15 protein-coding genes are annotated in these 18,516 nt (G+C 64.8%); 10 read left to right on the top strand and 5 right to left on the bottom strand.

The window, feature by feature from the left end; genetic code table 11:
* Positions 1 to 74: 74 nt before the first annotated feature.
* Positions 75 to 941 carry a formyltetrahydrofolate deformylase gene (gene purU / locus AC0QC4_RS09440; RefSeq protein WP_483659641.1) on the bottom strand — a complete coding sequence of 289 codons (867 nt, stop codon included), beginning with the start codon at positions 939 to 941 and terminating at the stop codon, positions 75 to 77.
* Positions 942 to 1,331: 390 nt separating this feature from the next.
* Here purU and AC0QC4_RS09435 point away from each other — a divergent pair, with 390 nt between their 5' ends.
* From AC0QC4_RS09435 to AC0QC4_RS09415, 5 genes are all read left to right on the top strand, one after another.
* Positions 1,332 to 1,907, top strand: coding sequence for a sigma-70 family RNA polymerase sigma factor (locus AC0QC4_RS09435; protein WP_483659640.1), 576 nt, complete (start codon positions 1,332 to 1,334; stop codon positions 1,905 to 1,907).
* Positions 1,904 to 2,767 (top strand): hypothetical protein, encoded by an 864-nt coding sequence (locus AC0QC4_RS09430; protein WP_483659639.1) that lies wholly within the window; start codon positions 1,904 to 1,906, stop codon positions 2,765 to 2,767. The genes AC0QC4_RS09435 and AC0QC4_RS09430 overlap by 4 nt, the downstream gene beginning before the upstream one ends.
* 105 nt (positions 2,768 to 2,872) lie before the next feature.
* Positions 2,873 to 3,412 carry a hypothetical protein gene (locus AC0QC4_RS09425; RefSeq protein WP_483659638.1) on the top strand — a complete coding sequence of 180 codons (540 nt, stop codon included), beginning with the start codon at positions 2,873 to 2,875 and terminating at the stop codon, positions 3,410 to 3,412.
* A gap of 227 nt (positions 3,413 to 3,639) precedes the next feature.
* On the top strand, positions 3,640 to 4,767 hold the full coding sequence (locus AC0QC4_RS09420) for a zinc-binding dehydrogenase (protein ID WP_483659637.1): 1,128 nt from the start codon (positions 3,640 to 3,642) through the stop codon (positions 4,765 to 4,767).
* A 93-nt stretch (positions 4,768 to 4,860) separates the two neighbouring features.
* Positions 4,861 to 5,631 carry an SDR family NAD(P)-dependent oxidoreductase gene (locus AC0QC4_RS09415; protein WP_483659636.1) on the top strand — a complete coding sequence of 257 codons (771 nt, stop codon included), beginning with the start codon at positions 4,861 to 4,863 and terminating at the stop codon, positions 5,629 to 5,631.
* Positions 5,632 to 5,711: 80 nt separating this feature from the next.
* Here the strand turns inward: AC0QC4_RS09415 and AC0QC4_RS09410 are convergent, their stop codons facing one another.
* Complete coding sequence (locus tag AC0QC4_RS09410) at positions 5,712 to 6,608, bottom strand: acyl-CoA thioesterase (protein ID WP_483659635.1); 897 nt, start codon at positions 6,606 to 6,608, stop codon at positions 5,712 to 5,714.
* Positions 6,609 to 6,765: 157 nt separating this feature from the next.
* Here AC0QC4_RS09410 and AC0QC4_RS09405 point away from each other — a divergent pair, with 157 nt between their 5' ends.
* Positions 6,766 to 8,496: a class I adenylate-forming enzyme family protein gene (locus tag AC0QC4_RS09405; protein WP_483659634.1), complete on the top strand. Its 1,731-nt coding sequence runs from the start codon at positions 6,766 to 6,768 to the stop codon at positions 8,494 to 8,496.
* Complete coding sequence (locus AC0QC4_RS09400; protein ID WP_483659633.1) at positions 8,496 to 9,734, top strand: TetR/AcrR family transcriptional regulator; 1,239 nt, start codon at positions 8,496 to 8,498, stop codon at positions 9,732 to 9,734. Before AC0QC4_RS09405 ends, AC0QC4_RS09400 begins: the two co-directional genes overlap by 1 nt.
* 29 nt (positions 9,735 to 9,763) lie before the next feature.
* On the opposite strand, the gene AC0QC4_RS09395 is transcribed toward AC0QC4_RS09400, so the two are convergent.
* Positions 9,764 to 10,531, bottom strand: coding sequence for a cyclase family protein (locus AC0QC4_RS09395; protein ID WP_483659632.1), 768 nt, complete (start codon positions 10,529 to 10,531; stop codon positions 9,764 to 9,766).
* A 119-nt stretch (positions 10,532 to 10,650) separates the two neighbouring features.
* Between AC0QC4_RS09395 and AC0QC4_RS09390 the strand changes: the two genes are divergently transcribed.
* Positions 10,651 to 12,243: an MFS transporter gene (locus AC0QC4_RS09390; protein ID WP_483659631.1), complete on the top strand. Its 1,593-nt coding sequence runs from the start codon at positions 10,651 to 10,653 to the stop codon at positions 12,241 to 12,243.
* 27 nt (positions 12,244 to 12,270) lie between these two features.
* Positions 12,271 to 13,314 carry an alanine racemase gene (gene alr, locus AC0QC4_RS09385; protein WP_483659630.1) on the top strand — a complete coding sequence of 348 codons (1,044 nt, stop codon included), beginning with the start codon at positions 12,271 to 12,273 and terminating at the stop codon, positions 13,312 to 13,314.
* A 111-nt stretch (positions 13,315 to 13,425) separates the two neighbouring features.
* Here the strand turns inward: alr and AC0QC4_RS09380 are convergent, their stop codons facing one another.
* Both AC0QC4_RS09380 and AC0QC4_RS09375 read right to left on the bottom strand, forming a co-directional pair.
* Positions 13,426 to 16,599, bottom strand: a complete 3,174-nt coding sequence (locus tag AC0QC4_RS09380) for a TonB-dependent receptor domain-containing protein (protein WP_483659629.1) — start codon at positions 16,597 to 16,599, stop codon at positions 13,426 to 13,428.
* Between the two features lie 221 nt (positions 16,600 to 16,820).
* The gene (locus AC0QC4_RS09375) at positions 16,821 to 17,894 is read right to left on the bottom strand and encodes an alpha/beta fold hydrolase (protein ID WP_483659628.1); all 1,074 of its coding nucleotides are present in this window, start codon (positions 17,892 to 17,894) and stop codon (positions 16,821 to 16,823) included.
* A 29-nt stretch (positions 17,895 to 17,923) separates the two neighbouring features.
* Here AC0QC4_RS09375 and phaR point away from each other — a divergent pair, with 29 nt between their 5' ends.
* Positions 17,924 to 18,475, top strand: a complete 552-nt coding sequence (gene phaR, locus AC0QC4_RS09370; RefSeq protein WP_483659627.1) for a polyhydroxyalkanoate synthesis repressor PhaR — start codon at positions 17,924 to 17,926, stop codon at positions 18,473 to 18,475.
* Positions 18,476 to 18,516 lie beyond the last annotated feature (41 nt).

Genomic DNA, 18,516 nt, shown 5'->3' with positions numbered 1-18,516 from the left:
CGTAGCGCGGCAATCCAGGGCGGTTTACGCGACTCTGGATTGCCGCGCTACGCTCGCAATGACGCGTGGCAATGTCATCGGAAAACCACCGTCCGCGCACCATTGAGCAGCACCCGCCGTTCCGCGATCCAGCCGACAGCGCGCGCCAGCACTTGTGCCTCTATGTCGCGGCCGATGGCGATCAGCTGTTCGGCGCTGGCGCGATGGTCGACCCGTTCGGCCGCCTGCTCGATGATCGGTCCTTCATCGAGGTCGCCGGTCACGAAATGGGCGGTGGCGCCGATCAGCTTGACGCCGCGGGCATGCGCCTGGTGGTAGGGCTTGGCGCCCTTGAAGCTGGGCAGGAAGCTGTGGTGGATGTTGATGCATCGGCCCGCCAGCGCTGCCACTGTGGTTTCGGAAAGGATCTGCATGTAGCGCGCCAGCACCAGCAGTTCCGCGCCGCAGCGCTCGAACAGCGCGAGCAGCTCGGCCTCCTGCGCCGCCTTTGTCTCGCGCGTCACCGGCAGATGGAAATAGGGCAGGCCGTGCCATTCGGTCATGGTGCGCAGCGTTTCATGGTTGGAAACGACCCCGGCGATGTCCACCGGCAGGCTGCCGATCGACCAGCGATGCAGCAGGTCGTTGAGGCAATGCGACGTGTTGGAAACCGCGATCAGGATGCGCGGACGGTCGACCGAGCTGGTCAGGCTCCAGTCGAAGCCGAAATGCGTCGCGATGGGCGCGAAGCGCTCGATCAGTCCGCTGGTGTCGTCGATGAAACGCGGTCCGCCGCGCTTGAACACCAGCCGCATGAAGAAACGGCCCGATTCCAGATCGGCATATTGCTGGCTGTCGAGGATGAACCCGTCGCACTCGGCCAGCGCCCCGGTCACCGCGGCGACGATGCCGACCTGGTCGGTGCAGGTGAATGTCAGGGTGTAAGCGGTATCGGCTTGCATCGGCTGTGCCCTAGGGTCAGGACCCATTAAATGCGCGTTCGAGGTTCGAGGCCATTTTGTTCAGGGCTAGGAGGCAAGTGGCAGGAATATGTCGATATTTCAACGCTTGCCGACGCGGCCATGGACAAAATGGGTCGAACCCCTGCGGGGCGGCGAAATGGCTTCGATCTCGGGCCCACGCGGCCTTGCGGGTGGAACCACCACCCGCGGCGGCCGCCTGAACCCGACATCTTCGCCATTTCGCAGCCTCGAACGCGCATTTGATGGGTTCTGACCCTAGCAAGCCGTCGGCCAAGAGCAATAGGTGAGCAAGGCGCGAAGGGTTTGCCGATGTGCAACGTTTGGCCATCATATCGTGGCCGGCGCGATGTAAGGGGATATACAGACTGAATGACGGGGCAGCCGTCCATACAGCCGCAATCGTCTGACGATGACGCCATGATGGCGCGCGTCGCCGCACGCGATGCGTCGGCGTTCCGGGCCATCGTCGATGGCCATGCGCCCCGCGTCCATGCGCTTGCCTGGCGGATGACCGGGGATGCGACGGCGGCGGAGGATATCGCGCAGGAGGCAATGATGCGGCTGTGGAGCCATGCCGATCGCTGGCAGCCTGGCGGAGCCGGCATCGCCGCGTGGCTGCGGCGCGTCACCACCAATCTGGTGTTCGACCGCAGCCGCCGGTCCCGCTTCCTGTCGGGCGAGGCACCCCCTGACCGCACCGACGAGGCGCCGCTGGCCGACGAGCAGATGGCCGCAGACCAGTTGCGCAGCGCGGCCCGTGCGGCGGTGATGGCACTGCCGGACCGGCAGCGCGCTGCGATAGTGCTGACCTATTATGAGGAACTGCCCAACGCCGATGCTGCCGAGCTGCTCGGTCTGCACATCAAGGCCTTCGAATCATTGCTGCTGCGTGCCCGCACCGCGCTCAAGCAGCGCTGCGCCGCCCTTACGGACTTGCCATCATGACCAACCGTCCCGATCCCGACCTCGATCGCCTGCTCGCCGCATGGACGGCACCGTCCTTGCCCGCAGGTTTTGCCGAGCGGCTGGAGCAGCGCCTGGCTGCGGCCGATGCACGCACAACACTTCCCCCGGCGTCCCCGCCCCGCCATCGCCCGCGTCGCTGGGGCTCGCCCATGCGCCTCGGCGGGGCTGCTGTCGGCATCGCACTGATGGCCGCCTCTGCGACCGCAGGCGTTTTCGGCAATGTCGGCGTGACCATCCCGGTCTGGCAGCGCACAGTGGAGCGCGCGACCGGGCTGCAACTGGCCGAACGCGCGCCGCCCCGGCGTGTCGCTGCTGCGCCGTCTGGTGCGTCTCGGCCAGCCGCTGCTCCGGACGCATCTGAGCCGGCACCTTCGCTGCGGGAGATCGTTGCCGACGGCAAAATCGAAACCCGCGAGGAACTGGACGCCGCCGCCGCCGCACTCGACGAGCAGGCGAGGCTGCGGCGGGCTCTGGCACGGGAGCGTCGCAACCAGCGGATCGATGCCGCGATCGCCGCACGCCGCGACGCGGGATTGCCCGTCCCCAGCGACGCGCAGCTCGATCGCATGCGCGCGGCGCGCGAAGCGCGGATCGATCGCCGCGAACAGGCCATCGACCGGCGCCGCGAGGCGGTTCGTCAAGAGGCGCAGCGGCGTATCGACAGCGGCGAGACGATCACCTTGCCGCCCCCCGCCGCCGGGCCGGAAACCCGCGCCGAGCGGCGTGAGCGCCTGCGCCAGTGGCGCGTGCAGCGCCTGCAGGAACGGCGCGTCCAGCCGGACGGAAACCAGCCGCAGGCAGCGGGCGAGGCCGAGCCGTCACCGGCCACCGATCAATGAAAATTTGCAAACGCCGCGAAGGGTAGCGGCAGCACGGGCGTTTTTCCGATTGTCTCTGGCGCGCCATGCCGCGGCCAGGACCTGGACAAGACAAGGAGATGCCCGATGCGCTCGCTTTCCCTTCCCCTGTTTGCCGTCATCCTTGCCTGCGCCGGCACCGTCGCCGCGCATGCGCAGACCCGCACCGCCGAAGGGCCGCGCGGTACCGTCAGCCAGACCGTCACCCGCGGCGACGGCAGCCGCACAGTCGAGACCAGCGCGACCCGTGCGCGGGACGGCGCAACCGCGAACTCCAGCCGCACCCGCAGCCGCACCGAGACCGGATCGACCTTGTCGGTCGACCAGACCGGCTTCGGCGGACGCAGCCGTAGCCTCGATGCCGAGCGCGTGTGTACCGACAACGGCTCGACGGCGACCGGCCGCTACACCAGCCGCAGCGGAGAGACTTATGGCCTGTCCGGGGTGCGCCAGCGTACCGACACCGGTGCGACCGTCGAACAGCGGGTGACGGACAGCGCCGGCAGCACCGTATTCAGCCGCTCGGTCGCGCGCAGCCGCAGCGACGGCCAGGTCAGCCGTTCGGTCCAGACCTCGCGCCGCGAAGGTACCCGTCGCCCACCTCGCGCCAACCCGCGCCGCCGCTGATCGTCTTTTCCGGCACCGGCGAGCCGCCCCGCCCGCCGGTACGGGAAAACCGTCGGCACCGCTCTGTTGGCTGACGGTGACCTGGCGGGAGCGCGCACCCTTGCCCCCAAGGCGCCGGCGCGCTCCCGCTCTTCACCATACCGATATTTGAAAAAGGCATTGGTCCCGCGTCGCTGCGCTGGTAGCAGCATGGTCACAAGATTTCGAACCATGATGGGAGAGATGCCATGAGCGACCTGCCGACCGACGGCCTTGCGCTGTTTTCCACCGCCACCGCCGACGGCAAGATCCGCGTCAGCCTGGAGCCGCAGCAGCTTGCGCCGCTCGCAGATGACGAACTGCTGGTGCGGATCGAGGCAACGCCGATCAATCCGTCCGACCTCGGCCTGCTGTTCGGCCCCGCTGACATTTCGACCGCGCGTCGCGATGGCGATCATGCCCTGCTGATCGACATAACCGAGCGCTTCCAGCGTGCCGTCGCAGCTCGCACCGGGCAGCCGATGCCGGTCGGCAACGAAGGGGCCGGCACGGTGGTCGCCGCTGGTGCGTCCGATGCCGCGCAGGCGCTGGTCGGGCGCGTCATCGCCACCTTCGGCGGTGCCATGTACCGCAGCTATCGCGTGGTGCGCGTTTCCGATGCGCTGGTCCTGCCCGAAGGGTCTACGGCACGCGAAGGCGCGTCGCTGACCGTCAATCCGCTCACCGCGCTGGCGATGGTCGGCACCATGCGGCGCGAAGGCTATTCGGCGCTGGTGCACACCGCCGCCGCCTCCAACCTTGGCCAGATGCTGGTGCGGCTGTGCCAGGCCGAGGGCATCGGCCTGGTCAACATCGTCCGCTCCCAGGCGCAGGTCGATCTGCTCAAGGGGCTCGGCGCCGAACATGTCGTCGACAGCTCGCAGCCCGATTTCTTCGACCGCCTGGTCGATGCGCTGGTGGCGACCGGTGCGACGCTGGCCTTCGACGCCATCGGCGGCGGCAAGCTTGCCGGCCAGATCCTCACCGCCATGGAAGCCGCTGCGGCGCGCACCGGCGCAGGCTTCTCTGTCTATGGATCGACGGTGTGGAAGCAGGTCTACATCTACGGCGGGCTCGACATGGGACCGACGGAGTTCAACCGCAGCTTCGGCCTCTACTGGGGCATCAGCGGCTTCCTGCTGACGCCCTATCTGATGAAGGTCGGTGTCGAAGAAGTGGGCAAGATGCGTGCCCGCGTCATCGCCGACCGGGGCACGGTGTTCGCCAGCAACTACACCAGCGAAGTGTCGCTGACCGGCATGCTCGATCCGGAAACGGCCAAGGCCTATCAGGCCAAGGCCACCGGCAGCAAATATCTGCTGAATCCCTCGCTGTGAGCGTCGCCCCGGACCTGATCCGGGGCCGCTAGCAGGTCACACTATGCTGCCAGCGGCCCCGGCTCGGAGGCCGGGGCGACGAAAGGATGTTCGATGCAATCGCTCTTCGATCTCAGCGGCAAGACCGCGATCATCACCGGGTCGACCCGCGGCATCGGCAAGGCGATTGCCGAGCATTATGCGCTGCACGGCGCCAATGTCGTAATCTCGTCGCGCACTGCCGAGGCGTGCGACGCGGTGGCAGCCGAAATCAACGCCCGCGACGGCGGCCGCGCCATCGCGCTCCCCGCCAGCATATCCTCCAAAGCCTCGCTTGAGGAGATGGTCGGCAAGGCGCGGGAGGCGTTCGGTCCCATCGACATCCTTGTCGCCAACGCCGCGTCCAACCCCTATTACGGCCCGGCCGGCGGCATCAGCGACGAACAATATCGCAAGATTCTCGACAACAATATCCTGTCGAACCACTGGCTGGCGCAGATGGTGCTGCCCGACATGATCGCCCGCAAGGATGGCGCGATCATCATTGTCAGCTCTATCGGCGGACTGAAGGGCTCCGAAACCATCGGCGCCTATTGCGTGTCCAAGGCCGCCGACATGCAGATCGCGCGCAACTATGCGGTCGAATATGGCCGACACAACATCCGCACCAACTGCATCGCGCCGGGCCTGATCCGCACCGATTTCGCCAAGGCGCTGTGGGACAATCCGGCCGCGGAGGAACGGTTCAACACCCAGCACCCGATGCGCCGCATGGGTGTGTCGGAGGATCTGGCGGGTGCCGCGCTGCTGCTCGGCAGCCGGGCGGGGGCCTATATCAACGGCCAGACCATCGTGGTGGACGGCGGATCGACGATCTCGGGGTAGCCGTCATTGCGAGCGCAGCGAAGCAATCCAGAGCGGTTTGGGCCGACCCTGGATTGCTTCGCTGCGCTCGCAATGACGACCTACGCTTTCGGCGCCCGATAGCGGATCAGTCCCTCCTGCGCGACGCTCGCCACCAGCCGTCCGTCGCGTGTGAAGAAGCGGCCGCGGTTGAAACCGCGCGCGCGGCCCGCCCACGGGCTGTCCATGGCATAGAGCAGCCAGTCATCGGCGCGGAAGTCGTCGTGGAACCAGACGGCATGATCGAGGCTCGCCGTCATCATGCCCGGCGTGGTCCAGTTGACCGCGTGTGGCAGCACGCAGGTGCCCAGCAGCATCATGTCAGACGCATAGGCCAGGATGGCGCGGTGCAGGTTGGCATCGTCGCCGATCGGCGCGCCGAGCCGCAGCCAGCAGTGGGTAATCGGCTGCTGCGCCACCGGTTTCGCCATCGACCGTCGCTCGACCGGGCGGACTTCGATGGGGCGCATGCGCTGGAAATGGGTCAGCAGCCGCGCGGTCTTGGGGTCCGCCTCCTGCTCGATCCGCTCGCGCTCGGTCAGCAGCGCCTCGGGCTCGGGCACGTTGGGCATCGGTTCCTGATGCTCGAAACCGGCTTCCAGCTTGTGGAATGACGCGGTCATGGTCAGGATCGGCCGCTCCGATTGGGTGGCGATAATGCGCCGGGTCGAGAAACTGCCGCCGTCGAAGTCGGTCCGCACCTGATAGCCGATTTCTTGCGATTCATCGCCCGCGCGCATGAAATAGCAATGCAACGAATGCAGCAGCTTGGCCGGATCGACCGTCTGCATCGCCGCGATCAGCCCCTGCGCGATAACCTGCCCGCCGAACACGCGGCCGACGCCGCCGGGCTGGCGTGAGCCAGTGAAGGCGAGGTCGCCATCGGCCTTGAGGTCGAGCAGGCGCAGCAGTTGCTCGACGCGTCCTTCGATGGTTTCGGCTGGCTGTTCCTCGGTCATGCCTATCCCTCCTGATCGCACCGCCGCGCCTATCGCGTCCTACCGCCAATCACCATACTGCGATTAAGAATTTTCTCGCATCCTGCCGAACTTTGGCGCTACACTGCGCGGACAATAATTGAAGCCCCGGATACAGGGGCACGGTGGAGAGGCAAGGATGGCAGATGGCAACCCGGCTGTAGCCGGGCACGATGGCGTGGTGTGGCCCGTCATGGGTCTCAAGCAGATCGAAACCTTGCTGTGTGCGCCGGGCGCCCGCTTCGAAATGGAGACGCTGCCGATCCGCGGGGTGCCGACCCGCGTCTGGAAGAATGCGCCGCCGCACCTGGTCGCTCTGCTGGCGCATGGGCGCACGCATGGCGACCGGCTGTTCTGCATCTATGAGGATCAGCGGGTAAGCTATGAAGGCTTTTTCCGCGCCACCGCAACTTTGGCCGCGGAATTTTCAAGGCGCGGCATTGCCAAGGGGGACCGGATTGCGCTGGCGATGCGCAATCTGCCTGAATGGCCGGTGGTATTCTTTGCCGCGGCGGCGTGCGGCGCCATCGTCGTGCCGCTCAATGCCTGGTGGACCGGTGCCGAGCTCGAATATGCGCTTGCCGATTCCGGGTGCCGGCTGATGGTCTGCGATGGCGAGCGCTACGACCGGATCGCGCCGCATCTCGCCGCGCTGCCGCAACTGGCCGACATCCTTGTGACCGGCGGTCGGGACGGACAGGGCGAGCCGCTGGCCGCGATCATCGGCGATCCCAACAACTGGGCACAATTGCCCGAATGCGCCTTGCCGCAGGTCCCTGTCGCGTCGGACGACGATGCGACGATCTTCTACACCAGCGGCACGACTGGCCACCCCAAGGGCGCGCTGGGCACGCATCGCAACTTGATGACCAACATCATGTCGACGGCCTATGTCGGCGCGCGCACCGTGCTGCGGCGCGGGGAACCGATACCCGAGCCGCAGCCGCGGACCATGCTGACGGTCATCCCGCTGTTCCATGTCACCGCGTGCAGCGCCGCGCTGATGGGCCTGATCGCCGGTGGCTCGACCATGGTGCTGATGCGCAAATGGGATGTGGTGCAGGCGATGCAGTTGATCGAGAAGGAAAAGATCAACGCAACCGGCGGCGTGCCGACCATCGCCTGGCAGCTCATCGAGCACCCTGATCGCGACAAATATGATCTCTCCAGCCTCGAGGCTGTCTCTTATGGCGGCGCACCCTCCGCACCGGAGCTGGTGCGCCGCATCCAGTCCGATCTGAAGGCGATGCCCGGCAACGGCTGGGGCATGACCGAGACGATGGCCACGGTGACGTCGCACTCGGCGGAAGACTATCTGCACCGGCCGGACAGTTGCGGGCCGCCGCTGCCCGTTGCCGATCTCAAGATCATGGATGTCGACGGTGAGACCGAATTGCCCGTTGGCGCGGTCGGGGAATTGTGGGCGCGCGGCCCGATGATCGTGAAAGGCTATTGGAACAAGCCTGAAGCCACAGCCCAGACCTTCATCGACGGATGGGTGCGCACCGGCGATCTCGCCAAGCTCGACGAGGAAGGCTTCTGCTTCATCGTCGATCGCGCCAAGGACATCATCATCCGCGGCGGCGAAAATATCTATTCGTCGGAAGTCGAGAATATTCTCTACGACCATCCGGCGGTGACCGACGCGGCGCTGGTCGGCATCCCCCATCGCACGCTGGGCGAGGAGCCGGCTGCGGTGGTCCATCTCGCCCCGGGCATGAGCGCCAGCGCAGAGGAACTGCAGGCATGGGTGCGTGAACGGCTCGCGGCCTTCAAGGTGCCGGTTCGGATCGTGTTCTGCACCGAGACGCTGCCGCGCAATGCCAATGGCAAGATATTGAAGCGCGATCTCAAGGCGTTGTTCGACTGATGGCGAGCACGCTCGACGAAACAGGGGCGTCGGGCCGCGAGACACGGCGCTTCCAGGAAAAGAAGGCGCTGGTGCTCGATGCCGCATCGGCGCTGATCAACGAGAAAGGGGCGGCCGGCATGACGCTCGCCGCGGTGGCGGAGGCCGTCGGTCTCAACACCGCCAGCGTCACTTATTATTTCAAGCGGCGCGACGATCTCGCCGTTGCCTGCTACCATCGCGCGCTCGAACGCATCGAGGAGATGGTGGATATCGCGGCGGCGGAACCTGATGCGCGCGCCCGCGTTCGCCGCTATCTCGATCTCAATATCGATCTGCTGCGGCAGGTGCGGGCAGGGGAGGCGCGGCCGATTACCGTCCTTTCCGACATCCGCACCATGGACGATCCGGTGCGCGTCGGCCTGTCCGACCGATACCGCACCATCATGCGGCGGGTGCGCGGGTTCTTCGGGCCGGACAGCGACGCCGCGACCAAGAACCGCCACGTCGCCCGCGCGCATCTGCTGCTGGAAAATGTCTATTGGCTGCCAGCCTGGCTCAACCGCTATTCCAGCCACGATTTTCCCCGAGTGCTGGCACGAATGATGGAGATTTTGGAGCATGGGCTGGTGCCGACCAAAGCATCGGTGCAGCCAATGCACATTCTCGACGTCACCGCGGCCGCCGATCAGGCCGGGGCGGCGCAGCAGCGGTTCCTGCAAGCCGCCACCCGGCTGATCAACGAGCGCGGCTATCGCGGAGCGTCTGTCGAGCGCATCGCCTCTGAACTCAACGTCACCAAGGGCAGCTTCTACCACCATCTCGAGGCCAAGGACGATCTCGTTCTGGCCTGCTTCCGGCGCAGTTTCGAGACGGTGACACGGGCGCAACGTCAGGCCGACGTCGCAGGCGGCGATCATCTCCGGCGGTTGATGACGAGTTTCGCGACCCTGCTCGACGTCCAGTTTTCGGAACGCGGCCCATTGTTGCGCACAACGGCGCTGCAGGCGCTGCCGACCGAGTTCCGCGAAGGTGTCATCGACAGCAGCAACCGCATGGCCCGCCGCTTCGCCGGCACGATCATCGACGGCATCAGCGAAGGCTCGATCCGTGCGGTCGATCCGCTGATCGCCTCGCAAATGCTGATGCCTGCGATCAACTCTGCCTATGAGCTGCGCAAATGGGCGGCGGGCATGGACGCCGGCGAAGCCATCCGGGTTTACGCGTCGACACTGGCAACCGGGTTGTTTGATAGCTAAGCACATCTCCCCTTGCGGGCGAGGTGCATTCAATCTTCCACCATCGCCACCGCCCGTATCCATCCCGCGCTCGCCCGTTCGATCTTCACCGGAAAGCAGCAGAAGGTGAAGCCGGTGGCCGGCACTGCGTCCAGATTGGTCAGCTTTTCGATCTGGTAATAGGGCCTGATCCGCCCGGCCTTATGCCCTTCCCAGATGATCGAGGGATCGCGCGTCTCGGCCCAGCGGCGGGCAGTATGGCTGAACGGTGCGTCCCAGCTCCAGGCATCGGTGCCCACCACTTTCACGCCGCGCCCGGTCAGGTACAGCGTCGCTTCCGCCCCCATGCCGCAGCCCTGATCGGTGAAATTGTCGGTCCCATAGACTGCGCCCGATTTGACCAGCACGATGTCGAGCGGCTGCAGGTCGTGGCCGATCCGCGCCAGCTCGGCCTCAACCTCGGCCGCGCTGACCAGCGAGCCGTGCGGCTTATGGCTGAAATCGAGCTTCACGCCCGGCCGCATGAACAGGTCGAGCGGCGCCTCGTCGATGCTGGGAGCAGGGCAGGCGCCTTCGTCGGTGGTCGAATGATAATGCCAAGGCGCATCCATGTGAGTGCCATTGTGCGTGCTCAACGTCAGACTTTCGACGGCCCAGCCTTCACCGTCGGGCAGGTCGTCGCGGGTCAGTCCCGGGAAGAACATCGCGATCTGTTCCCAGGTGCTGTCGTGCGTCATGTACTGGACCTGCGGCCGCATGACCGGCGGATCGGAGATGACGCTGCTGGTGATGGGAATGCTGAGATCGATGAAGCGCATGCCCGTGATGCTGCTGCAATTTCCTGTCGATGTCGAGTGGCTGCACCGCGCCGCGCCCGCTCGACACGGCACGGTAATTTTCATACGCAAGGCAAAATGATATTGGGGATCAGAGCCAGATGACAGAAGCCGCCGCACCGGGCGCAACCACGCAACCGGAACCGACTCCTGCCGACATCCGCATGGTCATTGGCGCATCCGCGCTGGGCACCGTGTTCGAATGGTATGACTTCTTCATCTATGGCATATTGGCGGCGCTGCTCGGCGCGCTGTTCTTCCCGGCTGACAATCCCACCGCGGCTACGCTTGCCAGCCTTGCGACCTTCGGGGCGGGTTTCGGCGTGCGCCCGCTCGGCGCGCTGCTGTTCGGCTATTTCGGCGACAAGATCGGCCGGAAATACACCTTCCTTGTCACCATCACGCTGATGGGGGCGGCGACGGCGCTGATCGGCGTGCTGCCGACCTATGCCGCTGCCGGCATCGTCGCGCCGGCGCTGCTCGTGCTGCTGCGCCTGCTGCAGGGTCTGGCGCTCGGCGGCGAATATGGCGGTGCGGCCATCTATGTCGCGGAGCATGCGCCGCCCGGAAAACGCGGCCAGTACACCAGCTGGATCCAGGTATCGGTGGTCGGCGGTTTCCTGCTCGCGGTGATCATGGTGCTGGTCTGCCATATGGCGTTGACCGACGAGCAGTTCAGGAGCTGGGGCTGGCGCATCCCCTTCCTCGCCAGCACGATCATGCTTGCCATCTCCATCTACATCCGTCTGCAATTGTCCGAGAGCCCGGTGTTCAAGGCGATGAAGGAGGCGGGCACCACCTCCAAGAACCCGATCGCCGATTCCCTGCGCGAACCCGGCAATTTCGGGCGGGTTGCCGTCGCGCTGTTCGGCGTCGCGGCTGGTCTCACGGTCATCTATTACACCAGCCAGTTCGGCACGCTCTACTTCCTCCAGGGCACGGCGCGGGTAAGCGAGACCGAAGCGCTGCTCTACATGGCGGTCGGCGCCTTGCTGGCGGCACCGCTTTACGTCGGCTTCGGCTGGCTGTCCGACCGCATCGGGCGCAAGAAGCTGCTGCTTGCCGGTTATGCGCTCGCCATGCTGCTGGTGTTCCCGCTGTTCCACATGATGGCGGACGGTGCCAATCCTGCGCTCGCGCGCGCCACTGCGGCCTCGCCGGTGCGGATCGAGCTGCCCGCGTGCGATTACAGTGTGTTCGGCAAGCCCGAGACCGAGTGCCAGAAGGCGCTCGCCTTCCTGACCAAGCGCGGCATCAGCTACACCAAGGTCGATGCCGAGGCGGTGACCTTGCGCGTCGGCACCACCAGCGTCGCCGGCTTCGACGAGGCGGCCTATCTCGCCGCGCTCACGGCATCGGGCTATCCCGACAAGGCCGATCCCGCCGAGAAGCAGAGCTGGAAGATCATCCTCGCCATCGCCATCATGGTGGCGCTTTCGGCGATGACCTACGGCCAGGTCGCCGCGATTCTGGTCGAGATGTTCCCGGCGCGCATCCGCTACACTTCCATGTCCGTGCCCTATCATATCGGCACCGGCTATTTCGGCGGCTTCCTGCCGTTCATTTCGCAATATATCGTCGTGTCGACCGGCAATGCCTATTCGGGGCTGTGGTACACCGTGGCGGTGGTGGGCATGGCGTTCGTCGTCAGCGCGATCTGGTTGCCGGAGACCTACCGCAAGGAGCTTGAATAGCGCCGGGGCGCGGGGCAGGGGGCGGTGATGACCCACTATAGTCCGCCGCTGCGCCTTGCCCTCTCGACCGACGCGCTCGTCGCCAACTGGCGCTGGCTTGCGGCGCGCAGCGGGCCGGCGGCGTGCGGTGCGGCCGTCAAGGCCAACGGCTATGGGCTCGGCGCGCGCGAGGTGGTGAGCCGGTTGCGGGCCGTCGGCTGCGACGATTTCTTCGTTGCGACCTGGGCCGAGGCCGCCGAGCTCGCCGATGTCATCGGCACCGCGTCCTTGTCGGTGCTGCACGGTCTGCGAGAGGCCGATCTCGACCTTGCCGCGACCCTGCCTGCCCGGCCTGTCCTCAATTCGTTACAGCAGGTCGCGCGCTGGCGGGCGGTGGGCGGCGGTGTGTGCGACGTCATGGTCGACACCGGCATGAACCGCCTCGGCCTGACGCCACAGGAGGCGCTGTCCGGCGCGCTCGAGGGGCTGGCGATCGACACGCTGATGAGCCACCTCGCCTGCGCTGACGAAGATGTGCCGATGAACGCGGCGCAGCTTGCAACCTTCCGCAACGTCGCCGCATCGGTTCCGGCACGGCGCCTCAGCCTCGCCAACAGTGCCGGCATATGCCTGGGCAGCGACTATGCATTCGGGCTGACCCGGCCTGGGTTGGCACTATACGGCGGCATTCCCCGCGCAGAAGCAACCGGTGGCATCCGGCAGGTCGTGGTCCCGCAGGCCGAAATCCTGCAGCTGCGCACCGTCCCAAGCGGCCAGAGCGTCGGCTATGCCGCCAGCTGGGCGGCCGAGCGGGATACGCGTGTCGCCATCGTCAATCTTGGCTATGCCGACGGTTATCTGCGCAGCTTTTCGGGCCGCGGCTCCGCGCATGTGGGCGGACAGCAGTTGCCGGTCATCGGCCGCGTATCGATGGATCTGATCGCCCTGGCTGTTCCGGATGGTGTCGACGCCAGCGAAGGGGACTGGGTCGCCATCGATTATGACCTCGCTACCGCAGCCGCGACCAGCGGGCTCTCGGCCTATGAGCTGCTGACTGGGCTGGGCAACCGCTACCAGCGGATCTGGAATTAGTCTCTGGCCGGGTCGCTCTGCGGCGGTGTCTGATCGCTCTCTCATCTGCGAAAATGAAAAGGGCCGCTCCCGGATGGGGAGCGGCCCTTTTCATTGTCTATGCGTCAGGCCTCAGAAGCCGAACCGCGCGCTGACAGCGAAGCGGCGACCAAGCAGGTCGTTGTAGCTCGCGGGCAGCAGCTCGCCGAAGTACTTCTGACCTTGACGGTTGAACAGGTTCGTTACCGAGAAGGTCAGACGGAAATCGTCGGTCGGATCGATGAAGAAACCGCCGCTCACGACGACATAATCGTCGAGCTTGTCGATTTCGCGCGCATCGAAACCCTGACCTGGCTGACCCACCTGACGGTTGAGCCTGCTAAACAGCTGCTCACCGGTATAGGTGATCGTTGTGGTGAAACCGAAATTCTCGTTGGAGTAGCGGAACCGCACTTGGCCGGAGAATTCCGGATCGCCGATGGCGCCATCGCTGCGCGTCGGCGCGACGCCGGTGATGTCGACCAGTCGACGACGAACATAGAGCAGGTCGCCAGCCACCGTGAATGTCCCGTCCGCAACCGGGAAATCGTAGTTCAGCGTACCCTGGATACCGCGGAACCTGATCTGGTTGCCGTTCACGAAACCGCTGCGGACAGCCGGGTTCTGGGTGTCGCCAACGACGCGGCCATTTGGACCGTAATTGATCTGCGAGCAGAAGCTGTTGCCGTTGCGCGGATCCGCCGTGTTGAAGTTCGGGTTGTCGAAACAGCCCGAAGCAATCTGAGCGACCGAGAGGTTCGCAATCGGGTCGTTCAGCGTGATGCTGATATAGTCGGCGGTCAGCGAGAAACGCGGCAAGAAGCGAGGACGGATGATGACGCCATAGCTGAAGCTGTCAGCCTGCTCGTTGTTGAGGTTGGGGTTACCACCCGACTGTGCGGGCACGCTGGCCGTGGACGCCGGATCCGGCACGCTGAAGTCCGTGCCAGGGAACGCAGCGATGAACGCGGCGCAGTTTGCTGCACGGATCGCTGGTGCCGGGCCCAGGTTGCGCTGGGCAGGCTGACAAAGGTCAGGCACGAATGCGAAGGTGTTGACCACCGGGAGGAACAATTCGGTGATCGCCGGCGCGCGGAAAGAGCGTGTGATGTTGCCGCGGAACTCGATGTCCTCGATCGGCGCAAAATTGCCTCCGAACGTGTAAGACCAGAAGCCGCCATTGACGGTGTTGTCCGTGTAGCGTCCGCGCGCGGTAACCGACGCATTGTGCACAAACGGGATGTCCGTTTCCGGCGTGGCTAAAGGAACAACGAGTTCACCAAAGACTTCGTCAAGGTTATACTCGCCAGCCAGTGCCGTGATGGCAACCGAGCGGCCACGGCCGGCCTGCTGGAAATCGCTGGGCGTAAAGCTGGCTGACTCGTCGCGGTGCTCGTAACCCAAGTTGAACCCGATCGGTCCGGCCCAAAGATCGAACAAAACGCCACCGATGTTGGCGTTGAATACCGTCTGCTCCTGCTCGCTGACCGTCACGAAATCTTCGATGATGTAATCACGTGCGGCCTGCGACGCCCGTCCCTCGCCGAACACATCGAGCGGCACGCAATTCGGATCGGCAATCGGCGTGCCGCCAGGCGCTGCGAAACCAGTCAGGGCACTTCCCACCAGCCGCGTCGGAGACGTGGTACATACAATCTGGCCAGCGGCATTGCGCGTGACATTGACGGCGTTGATGAAGTTCTGCGCGTTCAGGTCCTGCCCGAAATCGCGGCTGCGGGTGTTGCCGTGCGTGATGTATGTTTCGAACTTCAATTCGCGACCGAACGCCTCGAACTCGGTCCGCAGCCCACCGACGACGTTGTAAAGGCGGGTCTTGTTGTAGCCGGTAAGGTCGGCGTAATCGTCCGATGCACGCGAGATCGAGAACGTTGTGACGCCGCGTGACACGAGCTCGTTGCGGGCCTGCGCAGTCAGGAACGGGTTGTCGACCGAGAAGGTCAGGGCACCGCTCAATCCACCGAACAGCGAGCTGTTGAACGTCGGCTGCTGCGTCAGTTCGTCTGCGCGCGACCGGAAATAGGTGCCTTCAAAGAACAATTCGACGTTATCGACGACTTCATAGTTGATGAAGGCATTACCCGTGAAACGATTGAGATCGGAGGTGATCTGGGTGAAGTCCGAGAACACGAAGCCGTCGCCGCCAGAACCTGACGTACCCGGGAACACGATGCCCTGATTGAAAGGTACGAGGTTGCCGTTGGTGTCGAACTGCAAGCCGTTCCGCGTCCGCACGCCGAAGGGCACTGCGGGGTTGAGCGGGTTGGTTCCGGCACCGGTCAGGTTGGTGCCGGTGATCAGTCCGCCCCGGGTCAGGAACGGGATGTTGACGGCGCGGATCAAGACGGTGCCCGGATTGCCATCCGAAGTGCTGTTGTTGAATCCGAAGCCGGTATTCAGACGGCCGTCATTGGTGTTGTCGACGCCTGGAAAGCGCAAGGTTCCGTTCTGCGCGGTGGAGGGGTTGGTCGCACCACCAATCCGCCGACGCAAAAACTCGCGCGAATTAAATTCGGCGCCGTCGAGTTCGTCGTACGAGAATGCAAGGGTGATGTTCAGCCGGTCTTCCAGAAAGGAATGCCCGACGATACCGGAGAAGTTATAGTTGGCGTTATCGCCCTGCTCCGTAACGCCTGCCTGAACAGAAAATTCCGCGCCCTCGAAACGCGTGCGCAGGAACGTGTTCACGACGCCGGAAATGGCATCCGAACCATAAACCGGCGCACCGCCGACGCTCAGGGTATCGATGCGATCGGTCAGGATGCTTGGCAGGACGTTGAGGTCGACCTGCGTTCCAGCCCCGGCATTGGTGAAGATGGTGGCGACGTTGGAGCTGACAAAGCGCCGGCCATTGACCAGCGTCAGGGTCCGGTTCGAACCAAGGCCATAGCTGTTGACGAAATTGACGCCCTGTCCGAACCCTTGACCGCCCTGGGGCGTAACGCTCCCGCGGAAGTTCGGCAGTTCGTTAAGCGCATCGGCGACGTTCGTGAAGTTGCGCTCGCGAAGTTGGCGATTGTCGAGCGTCGTGATGGGCTCGATCGACTCAAGATTTGGCAGCCGGATACGCGAGCCAGTGACAAAAATGTCTTCGCCTGAATCGCGACTTTCCTGTGCATCGCATACGGAATTGTCGTTTTCATCGACGCAATCGTCTGCCGGCGCCGTGTCCTGTGCCATTGCCGGCATGGCCGACGCGATCGCTAACGCAAAAAATGTGGTGCTGACCAGAAGGCTGCTTTTACGCATGGGGGGTCTCCGCTTTTGCCCGTCTCGGTTGATCCGGCGGGCGGTTAATCGGAGGTTCAACCGCATGCGCGTGGCCATCGCAACCGTTGAGCATCCGTTTTGTGCCCGACGTGGCAATTTTGTGTCGTCAGTGTTGCAGTTCGGCAACGTGGTTCCTTGCGCCAGGCCTTGGGCTTGAGAGCCGCCGAAATTTTATAACGGCTGGGCGGCGTTCTACCGCCCTAATGTTGTTTCAGCCAGCGTAGCAGCGGCAGATGCAGCGTCTCCACCGCGCGGCTGCCGACGATCATTCCTACATGTCCGGCATGGCATTCGCGCGTGCGAATCGCATCGGGGGCGGTGGTCACCGGGACGATCCGGTCATTGCTCGCGGTGAAATGCAGCGCCGGGCAGGCGAGCGACGCCGGATCGATGCGCCGCCCGACGATGCACCATGCTCCGGCGCCGGGCCGGTCCTGCTGCATCATATGCTCGAAAATGTCCTGTGCCGCAGCCCGCGTCAGCGGCGCACCGCCATTGGCCCAGTCTTCGACCGTCGCGAATGCCGCGACCGAGGGATCGTCGACCGGGCGCGCCGACAGCGCCGCGAACTTGGCGACGGTGCGGTGCTGGTCGAGGCTCCAGAAAGCGGTTTGCAGCAGCTCGATCGGTGCCAGCCCCATCGCTTCGACCGACGGTCTATGCCGATCCCAGAGCGCACCGAGACTGGTCCGGGCATCGTTAGGGTAGCCCGTGAACCGCCATGGTGCCGCCATCAGGGTAAGCGATCGTGGCGGTGCAGCTATTGCATGGGCGAGCGCGATCGTGCCGCCCAGACAATAGCCGACCAGATGCACCGGCGCGCCGACCGCGGCAATCAGCGGTGCCAGCAAGTCGGTGACATGGGCACCGATGTCCTCATCGGCATTGACGGGCGTCGGCCTGCCCCAGTCGACCAGCAGGGCGTGAAAGCCGCCGTCGGCGATGCGCGAGAGCAATGAGCGCTGCGGATCGATGTCGAGCACCTCAGAACCGTTGATCAGCGATGGCACCAGGACGACCGGAGGGCCGTCGCCGCCGCCGTCGAGCAGGCGCGCGCGCCCCGCCGTGGCTACAACTGTCCGGGCGGCGCGCTCGGCGCGCGGCGCTGCGGCATAGACGGAAAGGCCTGCCAGAGCATCGGCCGCCATCGCCGGATCGGTGCGGGCAATGTCGCCCACCATCTGCAGGAACAGCGGCAGTGGCCGCGGTGTCCGGGCATGGCCGCCGTGTTGCAGTGCACTATGCTTTGCTGCTACCTGTGGCTCAGCCGACATTGGCAGGTTCAGCAGGCAAAGCAGCTATCATGGCCAGCAAGACGCATTCTCCCCGTGGTGCTGCAGCTTCGGCTGACAGCATAGTCACGATCAAGAAATACGCCAACCGTCGCCTCTATGACACCAGCCGCTCTTCCTACATCACGCTCGACGATCTGGCGTCGATGGTCAGGGCAGGGCAGGAGTTCCGCGTCGTCGATGCCAAGAGCGACGAGGATCTGACCCATCAGGTGCTGACGCAGATCATCATGGAGGCCGAGCAGAAGGGACAGACCATGCTGCCGGTCAGTTTTCTGCGCCAATTGATCACGCTCTATGGCGATTCCATGCAGTCGCTGGTGCCGGGCTATCTCGAAGCGTCGATGGACAGTTTCCGCACCAACCAGCAGAAATTCCGCAGCGCGATCGAAGGCGCGCTGGCCGGCAATCCGCTTGCCGAAATCGCCAAGCGCAACATGGCCATGTTCGAAGCCGCCACCGCCGCCTTCCGCCCCGCGCCGTCGACGGCCAAGGAAGACGAGATCGCCGCATTGAAGGCCGAACTGGCTGCGCTGAAAGCGGAAATGCGCAAGCGCGACTGAGCTTTGGGCAGCCTTTCGGGCAATGTGGTTGACCTTTCATT

The sequence above is a fragment of the Sphingomonas sp. jy18 genome, from assembly GCF_056931895.1.
Note: the sequence above shows the minus strand (reverse complement) of the source record. Positions and strands in the feature narration are given on the sequence as shown.